The 12,769-nt window shown below is 69.5% G+C and carries 10 protein-coding genes; 7 read left to right on the forward strand and 3 right to left on the reverse strand.

The features are described from left to right. From ACE3TU_RS12105 to ACE3TU_RS12135, 7 genes are all read left to right on the forward strand, one after another. Window positions 1-823 (forward strand): ABC transporter permease (locus ACE3TU_RS12105; RefSeq protein ID WP_374624491.1); only part of this gene is annotated, 823 nt, incomplete at its 5' end. Further along, on the forward strand, window positions 820-1,701 hold the full coding sequence (locus ACE3TU_RS12110) for a phosphotransferase (RefSeq protein ID WP_374624492.1): 882 nt from the start codon (window positions 820-822) through the stop codon (window positions 1,699-1,701). The genes ACE3TU_RS12105 and ACE3TU_RS12110, both read left to right, overlap by 4 nt. A gap of 6 nt (window positions 1,702-1,707) precedes the next feature. Next, a complete protein-coding gene (locus ACE3TU_RS12115; protein WP_374624493.1) occupies window positions 1,708-4,149 on the forward strand; it encodes an FAD-dependent oxidoreductase in 2,442 nt (813 codons plus the stop codon). Continuing rightward, window positions 4,146-6,563, forward strand: coding sequence for an FAD-dependent oxidoreductase (locus tag ACE3TU_RS12120; RefSeq protein WP_374624494.1), 2,418 nt, complete (start codon window positions 4,146-4,148; stop codon window positions 6,561-6,563). The genes ACE3TU_RS12115 and ACE3TU_RS12120 overlap by 4 nt, the downstream gene beginning before the upstream one ends. Continuing rightward, window positions 6,560-7,483, forward strand: coding sequence for a phosphotransferase (locus tag ACE3TU_RS12125; RefSeq protein ID WP_374624495.1), 924 nt, complete (start codon window positions 6,560-6,562; stop codon window positions 7,481-7,483). Before ACE3TU_RS12120 ends, ACE3TU_RS12125 begins: the two co-directional genes overlap by 4 nt. Before the next feature lie 14 nt (window positions 7,484-7,497). Beyond that, on the forward strand, window positions 7,498-8,247 hold the full coding sequence (locus tag ACE3TU_RS12130; RefSeq protein WP_374624496.1) for an electron transfer flavoprotein subunit beta/FixA family protein: 750 nt from the start codon (window positions 7,498-7,500) through the stop codon (window positions 8,245-8,247). Further along, a complete protein-coding gene (locus tag ACE3TU_RS12135; protein ID WP_374624497.1) occupies window positions 8,247-9,188 on the forward strand; it encodes an electron transfer flavoprotein subunit alpha/FixB family protein in 942 nt (313 codons plus the stop codon). Before ACE3TU_RS12130 ends, ACE3TU_RS12135 begins: the two co-directional genes overlap by 1 nt. A 1-nt stretch (window position 9,189) precedes the next feature. On the opposite strand, the gene ACE3TU_RS12140 is transcribed toward ACE3TU_RS12135, so the two are convergent. The 3 genes from ACE3TU_RS12140 to ACE3TU_RS12150 all read right to left on the reverse strand — a co-directional run bounded on the left by ACE3TU_RS12140 (window position 9,190) and on the right by ACE3TU_RS12150 (window position 12,683). Beyond that, window positions 9,190-10,161: an ABC transporter permease gene (locus ACE3TU_RS12140; protein WP_374624498.1), complete on the reverse strand. Its 972-nt coding sequence runs from the start codon at window positions 10,159-10,161 to the stop codon at window positions 9,190-9,192. After that, window positions 10,158-11,678: a sugar ABC transporter ATP-binding protein gene (locus ACE3TU_RS12145; protein ID WP_374624499.1), complete on the reverse strand. Its 1,521-nt coding sequence runs from the start codon at window positions 11,676-11,678 to the stop codon at window positions 10,158-10,160. The genes ACE3TU_RS12140 and ACE3TU_RS12145 overlap by 4 nt, the downstream gene beginning before the upstream one ends. A 63-nt stretch (window positions 11,679-11,741) precedes the next feature. Beyond that, window positions 11,742-12,683 (reverse strand): substrate-binding domain-containing protein, encoded by a 942-nt coding sequence (locus ACE3TU_RS12150; protein WP_374624500.1) that lies wholly within the window; start codon window positions 12,681-12,683, stop codon window positions 11,742-11,744. Between the last annotated feature and the right edge of the window lie 86 nt (window positions 12,684-12,769).

The raw sequence follows: 12,769 nt of genomic DNA on the forward strand, positions 1-12,769 counted from the left end.
CTTCTGGGCCGAGGTCATCGAGTGGATCAACGTCAACTTCTTCACCCAGCTCGAGGCCTTCAAGGATTTCCTCCTGCTCAACCTGCTGATCCCGTTCAAGCGCCTGCTGCTGTCGCTGCCCTGGCTGGGGGTCGTCGGGCTGATCGCGCTTGCCGGCCTGCAGCTCGGGGGCTGGCGGCTGATGCTGCTGACCGGCGGACTCGGCACGCTCATCGCGGCCACCGGGCAGTGGGAAAAGGCGATGACCACGGTCTACCTGTGCGGCATCGCGGTGGTCGCGGCGGCACTGATCGGCATCCCGATCGGCATCCTCGCGGCCGAGAAGCGGCGTTTGTGGCCGGCGGTGCAGGCCGTGATCGATACGCTGCAGACGCTGCCCTCCTTCGTCTACCTGATGCCGGTGGTGATGCTGTTCCGGGTCGGCGACTTCACCGCCATCCTCGCGGTCGTGCTCTATGCGCTGGCGCCGGCCATCCGCTACACCGCGCACGGGTTGATGCAGGTCGATCCGGCGCTGATCGAGGCCGGTCGGGCCGCCGGCACGACACGCTGGCAACTGCTCACCAAGATCAAGCTCCGGCTGGCTTTTCCCGAGATCATGCTGGGCCTCAACCAGACCATCATGCTGGCCCTCTCCATGCTGGTGATCACCGCCCTGGTCGGCACCCGCGATCTCGGCCAGGAGGTCTATATCGCGCTCGCCAAGGCCGATACCGGGCGCGGCATCGTCGCCGGGCTCGCCGTCGCCTTCATCGCCATCATCGCCGACCGGCTGATCTCGGCCGGGGCCCGGCGGACGAAGGCGAGGCTGGGGCTCCGGTGAGCGCGCTCGAGGCCCGCATCGCCGCGCTGCCGTGCTGGCAGGGGCGGCCCCGGATCGAGCCGCTGGTCGGGGGGCTCTCCAACGCGAGCTTCGCCGTCACCGACGGGACGGACCGCTACGTCGCCCGCGCCGGTACCGACTATCCGTTCCACCACGTGTCGCGGCAGCGCGAACTGATGACCGCGCGGGCGGCGCACGCCGCCGGCTTCGCTCCGGAGGTGGTCTACGCCGAGACCGGCCTGATGGTGTCGCGCTTCATCGAGGGGCGGGTGTTCGGCGAAGCCGAGGTGCGCGACAACATCGAGCGGATCGCGGGGCTGGTCGGCCGTTTCCACCGCGAGATGCCGGCCGTCGTCACCGGATCGGGCTTCATGTTCTGGGTGTTCCACGTCATCCGCGACTATGCCCACACGCTGGCCGGCAGCACCAATCCGCTGGCGCAGCGCCTGCCCGAGCTGCTCGCGACGGCGGCCGAGCTCGAGGCGGCGCAGGTGCCGCTGCCGATCGTCTTCGGCCACAACGACCTGCTGCCGGCCAATCTCATCGACGATGGCCGGCGCCTGTGGCTGATCGATTTCGAGTATGCCGGGTTCAACACCGCCATGTTCGATCTCGCCGGGCTCGCCTCGAATGCCGGGTGCGATGCCCGCCAGTCGCAGGCGCTGCTCGATGCGTATTTCGGACCGGCCGGCCGGGGCCTGCGGCACAGCCACCTCGCCATGCAGTGCGCGTCGCTGCTGCGCGAGGCGCTGTGGGCGCTGGTCTCCGAAATGTACCTCAGTGCCCCCGGCGCCGACTACGACGCCTATGCCCGCCAGAACTTCGACCGTTTCGATGCAGCGCTCGCCGCCTATCGCGCCGCGACCACAGAGGCCTGAACGACAATGACTCTTCCCAGCCACGCCCAGTTCGTCGTCATCGGTGGCGGCATTATCGGCTGCTCCACCGCCTACCACCTGGCGCGCGACCACAAGGCCGACGTCATCGTGCTCGAGCAGGGCAAGGTCACCTCCGGCTCGACCTGGCATGCGGCGGGGCTGGTGGGGCAATTGCGCTCCTCGGCCTCGATCACGCAGGTGCTCAAGTACTCGGTCGAACTCTACAAGCGACTCGAGGCCGAGACCGGGCTCGCCACCGGCTGGAAGATGACCGGCTGCCTGCGCCTCGCCACCAACCAGGATCGCTGGACCGAGTATCGCCGCCTCGCCACCACGGCACGCAGCTTCGGCATGGAGATGGAGCTGGTCTCGCCCGCCGAGGTCAAGCGCATGTGGCCGCTGATGGAGGTCGGCGACCTTGTCGGCGCCTCCTGGCTGCCGACCGACGGGCAGGCCTCGCCCTCCGACATCACGCAGTCGCTCGCCAAGGGTGCGCGCATGGCGGGGGCGCGGTTCTTCGAAGGGGTGCGGGTCACCGGCTTCGAGATGGAAGGTAGCCGCATCGTCGCGGTGAAGACCACCGCGGGCACGGTGCGCTGCGAGACCGTCGTCAACTGCGCCGGCCAGTGGGCCCGGCAGGTCGGCGCCATGGCCGGCATCAACGTGCCGCTGCAACCGGTCAAGCACCAGTACATCGTCACCGAACGGATCGAGGGCCTCGCCTCCGACGCGCCGACGCTGCGCGATCCGGACCGGTTCACCTACTTCAAGGAGGAAGTGGGCGGCCTCGTCATGGGCGGCTACGAGCGCAACCCGATCGCCTGGACCACCGGCGACGTCCCCGACGATTTCCAGTTCCGCCTCTTCGACGACGACTGGGAGCATTTCGAGCAGCACCTGACGCAGGCCATCGCCCGCGTGCCGGCGCTCGAGACCACCGGCGTGCGCCAGATGATCAACGGGCCCGAGAGTTTCACGCCCGACGGCAACTTCATCCTCGGGGTGGCGCCCGAGTGCAGCAACATGTTCGTCGGCGCCGGCTTCAATGCCTTCGGCATCGCCTCGGGCGGCGGCGCCGGCTGGGTGCTGGCCGCGTGGGCCGCCACCGGGGAAGCGCCGATGGACCTGTGGGTCGTCGATATCCGCCGCTTCGCCCAGATGCATCGCGACCGCGACTGGGTGAAGGAGCGCACGCTCGAGGCCTATGGCAAGCACTACACTATCGTCTTCCCACACGAGGAGTATACCTCGGGCCGCAACCGGATCGTCTCCCCGCTCTACGAGCGGCTCAAGGCGCATGGCGCGGTGTTCGGCTCCAAGCTCGGCTGGGAACGGCCGAACTGGTTCGCGCCCGAGGGGGTCGTGCCCGAGGATCGCTATTCGATGGGCCGTCAGAACTGGTTCGGTCCGGTCGGCGAGGAGCACCGGCTGGTGCGCGAAAAGGTCGGGCTGTTCGACCAGTCGTCCTTCGCCAAGTACGAACTGAGCGGTGCCGACGCGGTGACCGCGCTCGGCTGGATCGGAGCCAACAGTGTCGACAAGCCGGTGGGGCGGCTCACCTACACGCAGATGCTCAACAGCCGCGGCGGCATCGAATGCGATCTGACCGTCGCCCGCATCGCCGAGGACCGGTTCTACATCGTCACCGGCACCGGCTTCCGCACCCACGACTTCGCCTGGATCAGGGACCATGTCCCGGCCGGGCTCGACGCTACGCTCACCGATGTCACCGAGCAGTTCGGCACGCTGTCGCTGATGGGGCCGCTGGCGCGCGACGTGCTCGCCGCGGTGACCAGCGCCGATGTCTCCAATGCCGCCTTCCCGTTCGGCCACGTCCGCATCCTGCCGATCGCCGGGGCCGAGGTGCGGGCGCTGCGGGTCACCTACGTGGGCGAACTGGGCTGGGAGCTCCACATCCCGCTGGGCAAGACCGGCGAGGTGTTCGACGCGCTGATGGCCGCCGGGGCGCCGCATGGGCTGAAGCCGGTCGGCTACCGCGCCCTCGAGGCCCTGCGGCTCGAGAAGGGCTATCGCGCCTGGGGCTCCGACATCACCCCGAACGATACCCCGCTCGAGGCCGGCCTCGGCTGGGCGGTCAAGCTCAAGAAGGAGACGCCCTTCATGGGCCGGGCGGCGCTCGAGGCCGCCTCGAACAAGCCGCAGAAGAAAGTGCTCGCCACCTTCACCACCGAGCGCGAGGATGTCGTGCTGCTTGGCCGCGAGACCATCCTGCGCGACGGCCAGTTCGCCGGCTACCTGACCTCGGGGGGCTATGGCTACACCATCGGCCGGCCGATCGGGCTGGGCTATCTGCGCAAGCCCGACGGCATCAGCGACGAGTGGGTCCGCTCGGGTCGCTACGAACTCGTTGTCGCCGGCGAGACGGTGGCGGCGCAGCTGACGCTCGAGCCGCTCTATGATCCCAGCAGCGCCCGGGTGAAGTCATGAGCATCCCCGTCGATCGTCACGCCCGCATCGTCATCATCGGTGGCGGCGCCATCGGCTGCTCGGTGGCCTACGCGCTCAGCCGCAAGGGCGAGCGCGACGTGCTGCTGCTCGAGAAGCGCCGCCTCACCGAGGGCTGCACCTGGCATGCGGCGGGGCTCGTCGGGCAATTGCGCGGCAAGCGCAACCTGACCCGGCTGATGCAGGCCTCGGTGGCGGTGTTCGACCGGCTGGCGGCCGAGACCGGCAATGCCATCCAGTGGCACAAGGTCGGCTCGCTTCGCCTCGCCTCGTCGCCGGATCGCTGGAGCGAGATCCGCCGCTCGATGACGCAGGCCAAGAGCTTCGGGGTCGAGTGCGACGCGCTCTCGGCCGACGAGGCAAAGGCCCTGTTCCCCTTCATCACCACCGATGGCGTCGAGGGCGCCGCCTACATTGCCGGGGATGGCTATGTCGATCCCTACGGGCTGACCCAGGCTTATGCGCGGGCGGCTCGCGCCGGCGGCGTTGAGATCGAGGAGGGGGTCACCGTCACCGACATCATCACGGCCGGCCGGCAGGCCGTCGGGGTGGTCACCGATCACGGCACCATCGGCTGCGACATCCTCGTCAACTGCGCCGGGCTGTGGGCCAAACGTGTGGGCGAGATGGCGGGCGTCGCCATCGCGGCGGGCGTGGTCGAGCACCAGTATTTCCTCACCGAGAAGACGCTCGAGCTGCCCGACAACCTGACCACGCTGCGCGATCCGGACAAGAACTTCTACCTCAAGCCCGATACCGGCAGTTTCGCCATCGGCGGCTGGGAGGAGGGGACCCGGGGCTGCTGGCGCGGCCTGCCGCCTCTCGAGTTCGGGCGCGAGCTGTTCGACGCCAACTACGATCGCCTGGCGCTGTTCGCCGGGCTTGCCAGCGAACGCCTGCCGGTGCTCGACAAGACCGGCATCCAGACGGTGATCAACGGCCCGATTCCGGTCTCCGCCGATGGCGAACCGATCATCGGGCGGGCGCCGGAACTCGACAATTTCTACCTCGCCTGCGGCTTCACTGCCGGCATCGCCGCCTCGGGCGGGGCCGGCGAGGCGCTGGCCAACTGGATCGTCGAGGGTGATCCGGGCATGGACCTGTGGCAGTTCGACGTCCGCCGCTTCGGGCCGGTGCAGGCCCAGGGGCGGTATCTGGAGGAGCGCGCCATAGAGGCCTACGGCGCCTACTACAAGATCCACTGGCCCAATGAGGAGCAGCACTCGGCGCGGCCGCTGCGGCGTTCGCCGCTCCATGACCGCCTCACCGCCATGGGTGCCGTCAACGGGCAGAAATTCGGCTGGGAGAGGCCGAACTGGTTCGCCGCTCCGGGCGAGGATCGCCATGACGCGCCCAGCTTCGAGCAGCGGCCGAACTGGTTCGGCGCCGTCGCGCGCGAGGTCGAGGCGATCCGCAACCGCGTGGCGCTCATCGACCAGACCTCGTTCGTCAAGTTCGAGGTCACCGGCCCCGGCGCCCTGGCGGCCCTCGACAGGATCGCGGCCAACAAGGTGCCGGAGGCGCCCGGCAGTGCCGTCTATACCCAGCTGTGCAATGGGCGCGGTACCATCGAGGCCGACCTGACCATCGTCCACGCCGCGCCGGAGCGCTTCCTCGTCGTCACCGGCTCGGGCTTCGGCATTCGCGACGGCGCCTGGATCCGGGCGCAGCTGCCGCCGGGGGTCCAGATGCGCGACGTCACCGGCCAGTACGCCACCATCAACATCTGCGGGCCGAAGGCGCGCGAGGTGCTGCAGTCGGTGTCCGACAGCGATCTGTCGAACGCCGCCCATCCGTTCCTCGCCGCGCGCGAGATCGAGATCGGCTGGGCCCGCGCCCTGGCGGTCCGCATCGGCTATGTCGGCGAACTGGGCTACGAGCTCTATGTTCCGCAGGAGTTCGCCGCCCATGTCTACGAGACGCTGTGGGCGGCGGGCGAGCCTCATGGCATCGCCAATGCGGGCTACCGGGCGATCGAGAGCTGCCGGCTCGAAAAGGGCTATCTCTACTGGTCGGGGGACATCACCCCCGACACCAACCCGTACGAGGCGGGCCTCGGCTTTGCCGTCGATCTGGGCAAGCCCGAGTTCTCCGGCCGGGAGGCGCTCGCCGCGCTCAAGGCCGCCGGGCCGTCGCGGCGGCTGGTCACCTTCACCCTCGAGGGGTTTGTGCCGCTGCATGGCGGCGAGCCGGTGATTGCCGACGGCAAGGTGGTGGGGTCGCTGTCGAGTGCCGGCTTCGGCCATCACCTGGGCAAGTCGATCGGCTTCGGCTACCTGCCGGTGGCCCAGGGCGACCGGCGGGACTACCTCATCGAGGCCTTCGGCCGGGCGCATGCGGCGACACGCGGGCCGCGCGTCCTCTACGATGCGAAGATGGAGCGGCTCAAGGCATGAGCGACATCGACGACGCGCGCCGCGCGCTTCTCGCCATTCCCGCCTATGCCGGCTGGCAGGATGCCGCCATCGCGCGGCTCGGCGGGCTCACCAACCGGGTCTTCCGGGTGGGCGGCCCCCGGACCTTGTGCCTCCGCCTTCCGGGCAAGGGAACGGAAGAGTACATCAACCGGGCCAACGAGGCGCAGGCGGCGCGGGAAGCAGCCCGGGCCGGGGTCAGCCCAGAGGTGCTGTTCGCCGATCCGGCGAGCGGCGTGCTGGTCACGGCGTTCCTCGATGGCGTCGAGACGATGTCGCCGGACCTGTTCCGCGCGCGCCGGGGGGCGCCCCGCCGGGCGGGCGAGGCCTTTCGCCGGCTGCACGGCTCGGGTGCCCGGTTCGACTTCCGCTTCGAGCTGTTCGCCATGATCGACGACTACCTCCGGCTCCTCTCGACCCGCACGGTGGAGCTGCCCGACGGCTATCACGACGTGCTCGGCGAGGCCGAGGCGGTGCGTGCCGCGCTCGCCGCGCATCCGCTGCCGCTCGTGGCCTGCCACTGCGATCCCCTGTGCGAGAACCTGCTCGATACCGGGCAGCGCATGTGGATCGTCGACTGGGAATATTCCGGCATGAACGATCCGATGTGGGACCTGGGCGACCTCTCGGTCGAGGGCGGCTTCGATGCCGGTCAGGACGAGGAACTGCTCTTGGGCTATTTCGGCACCGAACCGCGTCCGGACGAGCGCGGGCGGATGGTCATCTACAAGGCAATGTGCGATCTGCTCTGGACATTGTGGGGTCTGATTCAGCATGCCAACGGCAATCCCGCCGACGATTTCTGGGCTTATGCCAGCAACCGCTTCGGCCGCTGCCGGGCCCTGATGGCGACACCCGGCTTTGCCGGGCACGTGGCCGCCGTCGCGGCGGGGCCGCACTGAAAGGAACGTGGGCCATGAAGATACTGGTCGCAGTCAAGCGCGTCGTCGACGCCAATTTCCGCATCCGCGTCAAGCGCGACGGCTCGGGCGTCGAACTCGACAACGTCAAGATGGCGATGAACCCGTTCGACGAGATCGCCGTCGAACAGGCCGTGCGCCTCAAGGAGGCGGGCGCTGCAAGCGAAGTCGTCGCCGTCTCGGTCGGTCCGGCCAAGGCCGAGGACACGCTGCGCCAGGCCCTTGCCCTCGGGGTTGATCGGGCGATCCTCGTCCAGCACGAGGGGCGCGCGGAGTCGCTCGGCGTCGCCAAGGTGCTGCGGGCGCTGGTCGAGCGCGAGGCGGCCGATCTGGTCCTGCTCGGCAAGCAGGCGATCGACGACGATGCCAACCAGACCGGCCAGATGCTGGCCGCGCTGATGGGCCGCGGCCAGGCGACTTTCGCGAGCGGCATCGAGATCGCCGGCGAGACGATGCGCGTCACGCGCGAGGTCGATGGCGGCCTCAGGGTGGTTGAGCTGACCCGGCCCGCCGTGGTGACCGTCGACCTCAGGCTCAACACGCCGCGCTTTGCGGCGCTCCCGGCCATCATGAAGGCGCGCAGCAAGCCGCTCGCGAGGCTGAGCGCCGCCGAGCTCGGGCTCGACCTGACGCCGCGCCTCACCGTACTGCGGACCGAGGAACCGCTGCAGCGGCAGGCTGGGGTGACCGTGGCCACGGTCGCCGAACTGGTCGACAAGCTCCGGCACGAAGCCAAGGTGATCTGATGACCACGCTCCTCCTCGCCGAACACGACAACACCACCCTCGATCCGCAGACCGCCCAGGCGCTGACCGCCGCGCTCGCGCTGGGTCGGCCGGTGCACGTGCTGGTCGCCGGCACGGGCTGCGGCAGCGTCGCCTCCGCTGCGGCCGGGCTCGCGGGCGTCGAGCGCGTGCTGCTTGCCGAGGAGGCGTGCTATGGCGCCGGCCTCGCCGAGCCGCTTGCGGCGCTCCTCGTCGATCTCGCCGCCGGCTACCATGCCATCGTCGCCGCCGCGACCAGCACCGGCAAGGATGTGCTGCCGCGCGTTGCCGCCCTGCTCGACGTCATGCAGGTCTCCGATATCATCGCTGTCGAGGGTCCGCAGACCTTCCGCCGCCCGATCTATGCCGGCAATGCCGTCGAGATCGTGCGCTCGGATGACGCAAAGCAGGTGATCACCGTCCGCGCCAGTGCCTTCGCGGCGGCCCCGGCCGGCAGCGCCGCGGAGATCGTCGCCGTAGGGGCGGCCGGCGATCCGGGGCTGGTCCGCCTGATCGAGGATCGCAGTGTCGTCTCGGACCGACCCGAGCTGACGGCGGCGCGGATCGTCGTTTCGGGTGGCCGCGCCTTCGGCAGCAAGGAGCAGTTCGATGCGCTGCTGACCCCGCTGGCCGTGGCGCTCAACGCCGCGATCGGCGCCAGCCGGGCGGCAGTGGACGCCGGCTATGCGGCCAACGAGCTGCAGGTCGGCCAGACCGGCAAGATCGTCGCGCCCGATCTCTACATCGCCTGCGGCATCTCGGGCGCCATCCAGCACCTCGCCGGCATGAAGGATGCCAAGGTGATCGTCGCCATCAATTCCGACCCGTCGGCACCGATCTTCCAGGTGGCGAACTACGGGCTGGTCGGCGACATCTTCACGCTGCTGCCAGAACTCACGGCGGCTCTCGGGCCGGCGCGCTGAGTCAGCGCCGGCCGCGCTTGCTCAGGGCGCCGGCGGATACGGCAAGCACGATGATGGCGCCGACGAGGATCTGCCGGATGTAGCTGTCGACGCTGAGCTGGGTCAGGCCGTTGTCGAGCACCCCCAGGATCAGCACGCCGATGACGGTGGCGAGGATGCGCGGTTCGCCCTGCTCGCTCATCGTCATGCCGAGGAACACCGCGGCGATGGCATTGAGCATCAGTCCGCTGCCCTGGGTCGGGTTGGCCGAGGCGACGCGGCTTGCATACATCAGCCCGGCCCCGGCGGCGCCGAGGCCGGTCAGCGCGAAGGCGGCGAGCTTCAGCCGGCGCACCGGCACGCCGCTCAGGTAAGCGGCCTCGATATTGCCGCCGATGGCATAGAGGCGCCGTCCGAAGGTGGTCTGCTCGAGCAGCACCCAGACGAGGAAGACCACGGCAACGGCAACGATGGTCAGGTTGGGCAGCATCAGCGCCACGCCGCCGATCTCGCCGAGCGGCAGGCCCTCGCGGGCGAAGTTGCCGAAGCTCTCGGGGATCGACTTGCCGGAAATGGTCTTGCCCCCGCTGATCACGAAGGCGAGCCCGGAATAGATGGTGAGGGTGGCGAGGGTGGCGATGAAGGGCAGGATGCCGATCACGCTGACGAGGACGCCGTTGATGGCGCCGCCGGCCAGCCCGATCGCCAGTGCCGCGCCGACGGCCACGGCCGGCGGGGAGCCGCCAATGAACAGGGCCCCGGCGACGATGCCGGCGAGGCTCGCCGCCGAGCCGACGCTGAGGTCGAAATCGCCCATCGCCATGACGATGGTCATGCCGGCCGCCACCACCATCAGCATCGACAGCTGCTGGCTGATGTTGAGCCAGTTGCGGGCCGTCATGAAGGTTTCGGGCAGGCTGACCCAGAACACCGCGAGGATGAGGACGAAGCCGATCAGGGTGCCGTAGCGGCGCAGCAGGGCGAGGGCATTCATGCCGCGGCCTCCGCGCCGCGCCCGTAGCACAGGTTGAGCAGCGTCTCCTCGTTGAGGCCTCGCGCCGAAACCGTGCCGGTCATTCTGCCCTCCCGCATGATGGCGATCCGATCGCACATGCCGATCAGTTCGGGAAGGTCCGATGACACGAGGATCACCGCCATGCCGCCCGCCGTCATCTCGCGGATGATCGAATAGATGTCGAACTTGGCGCCGATGTCGACGCCGCGGGTCGGCTCGTCGAGCAGCAGTACGCGCGGTTGGCCGCTCAGCGCCCGGGCGAATACCACCTTCTGCTGGTTGCCGCCGCTCAGTTGCATGGCCAACTGGCCGGGACCGGTGGCCCGCAGGCGCACGTCGCTGCCGAGGCGGGCGGCGAAGGCCCGCTCGGCGCTGGGCCGGAGGAAGGTGCCGCCAAGGCTTCGGTCGGCCAGGTGGGCGAGGGTGACGTTCTCGAAGATCGGCCGGCTCAGCACCAGCCCCTCGGAGCGGCGCTCGCGCGGCACGTAGGCGAGGCCGGCGCGCCAGGCGTCGGCGGGACTGTTCGGGCGATAGGGCCGGCCTTCGAGTTCGAGCGTCCCGCGCCGTAGCGGCAGGTCGCCGAACAGGGTGCGCAGCAGTTCGCGCTGCCCCGAGCCGGAGAGGCCGGCGATGCCGAGGATCTCGCCCTTGTTGACCTTCAGCGTTGCGGCCGCGAGGGCGCCGTTGCCGATCCCCTGCGCGGCCAGCGCCACGTCGCCCGACGGACTGGCGGATGGCGGCGGGTAGGCCTCCTCGACCTTGCGGCCGATCATTAGTGCCACGAGGTCGTCATGGGTGATCTCGGCGAGCCGGCCGGTGTCGATGGTGGTGCCGTCGCGCGGCACCGTCGCCCGGTCGCACAGCGCCATCACTTCGTCGATGCGGTGCGACACGTAGAGCACGGCGCCGCCGCCGGCGCGGATCTCGCGCAGCACGCGGAACAGCCGCTCCGATTCCTCGCGCGTCAGCGCCGCCGTCGGCTCGTCCATGATATAGAGGCGGGCGGGTGCGCCGGCCTCGCCGAGAAAGGCGCTCGAGATGCGCACCAGCATCTGGTCGCCGATCGACAGGCCGCCCATCTTGCGGCGGGTGTCGATATGGGTGATGCCGAGCCGGTCGAGCGCCGCCCGGGCCGTGGCATGCAGCCGCGTCCAGTCGACGAACAATCCGGCCCGGGTCGGATAGCGGCGGCCGACGAAGATGTTCTCGGCCACCGACAGGGCCGGGACGGTGTTGAGTTCCTGGTGGATGAAGCGCAGCCCCAGCCGGTGCGCCGCTCCCGGGCTGTCGAAGGCGATGGGCCTGCCGTCCATCTCGATCGTTGCCCGGTCGGGCTGGATGACGCCGGCGAGGATGCGGATCAGCGTCGACTTGCCGGCGCCGTTCTCACCCATCAGTGCGTGGATTTCGCCCGCAGCGAGCGTCAGGTTCACGTCGCGCAGGGCCGGAACACCTGCATAGGCCTTGGCGACATGGCTGAGGGAGAGAAGCGTCATGGCCATCGGCTCATCGGACGGGACCGGGCATGGGGCTTCCCACGCCCGGTCCCCTCGGCATGATCAGTTGGCTGCGTTCTCTTTCGTCACCAGCTTGGTGGGGACGAAAATCACCGGGTCGGCGATCGCCTCACCGGCGAGGAGCTTGGCCACCGCCTCGGCGGCGGCGGTGCCGATGCCGGTGAAGTCCTGCGCGACGGTCGCTTCGAAATTGCCGCCCTTGGCGACTTCCTCACGAGCCTGCGGGTTGGCGTCGATACCGGTGATGACGATGCCCTCGCCCTGGCGGCCGGCGGCCTCGATGGCCTGCAGCGCGCCAAGCGCCGGCTGGTCCCAGGCCGCCCACACGGCGCTGATGCTGCCGGGCGCCGGGTTGGCGGCGAGCACGGCTTCCATCTTGGCGCGCGAGTCGGCGATGCCGCCGTCCGAGACGTCCGGAGTGATGCGGTCGAGCACCTTGATGTCGGCATTGGCGGCGAAGATCTCGTCGGCCTTGGCGCCGCGGATCTGCACCGGCGGGAAGGCGTCGAAGACGAACATCACCACATTGCCCTTGGCACCGATGCGGTCGACCACGTAGCTGGCGGTCGTCTCCGCCATGGCCACACCATCGGAGGTGACGTTGGTGGCGAGCAGCGGATCGCTGCCGGCATCCATGCCGACCACCGGGATATTGGCGTTCTTGGCCGCCTGCAGGCCGGCGGTGACCTGGGCCGGGTCGACGTTGATGACGATGGCGTCGACGCCCTGGTTGACCACGTCCTCGATGCGGCTGATCACCGCGGCGACGTCGCCGGAGGTGTCGATGACGTTGACGTCCCAGCCTTTTTCCTTGGCGACCGCCTGGAAGGCCTCGACGTAGAACTGGGTCCCTGGCTGGGCCAGGTAGGGGGTGATCACGGCCACCTTCGACTGGGCGAGGGCGGGGCCGGCAAAGGCTGCGGCCGCCACGGCGGCGCCCGCTAGGACGAGACCGCGAACGGTCCGGTTGAAGCTGCTGAGCATGGGGTTAGTCCTCCTGGAGGCAAGGTGGCGTCGGCCTTGCCCGTCCGTCGGCGCTGCCCGGCGCCTGACGGTTGTTTTCCTTACGC

Origin of the sequence: Devosia sp., assembly GCF_041917035.1 — a bacterium.
Classification (GTDB): domain Bacteria; phylum Pseudomonadota; class Alphaproteobacteria; order Rhizobiales; family Devosiaceae; genus Devosia_A.

Excerpts from the sequence above, each read along its gene's own strand:
- ACE3TU_RS12140 (WP_374624498.1), bottom strand. The coding sequence starts at position 10,161 with ATGAATGCCCTCGCCCTGCTGCGCCGCTACGGCACCCTGATCGGCTTC.
- ACE3TU_RS12150 (WP_374624500.1), bottom strand. The coding sequence starts at position 12,683 with ATGCTCAGCAGCTTCAACCGGACCGTTCGCGGTCTCGTCCTAGCGGGC.
- ACE3TU_RS12135 (WP_374624497.1), top strand. The coding sequence starts at position 8,247 with ATGACCACGCTCCTCCTCGCCGAACACGACAACACCACCCTCGATCCG.
- ACE3TU_RS12125 (WP_374624495.1), top strand. The coding sequence starts at position 6,560 with ATGAGCGACATCGACGACGCGCGCCGCGCGCTTCTCGCCATTCCCGCC.
- ACE3TU_RS12130 (WP_374624496.1), top strand. The coding sequence starts at position 7,498 with ATGAAGATACTGGTCGCAGTCAAGCGCGTCGTCGACGCCAATTTCCGC.
- ACE3TU_RS12115 (WP_374624493.1), top strand. The coding sequence starts at position 1,708 with ATGACTCTTCCCAGCCACGCCCAGTTCGTCGTCATCGGTGGCGGCATT.
- ACE3TU_RS12120 (WP_374624494.1), top strand. The coding sequence starts at position 4,146 with ATGAGCATCCCCGTCGATCGTCACGCCCGCATCGTCATCATCGGTGGC.
- ACE3TU_RS12145 (WP_374624499.1), bottom strand. The coding sequence starts at position 11,678 with ATGACGCTTCTCTCCCTCAGCCATGTCGCCAAGGCCTATGCAGGTGTT.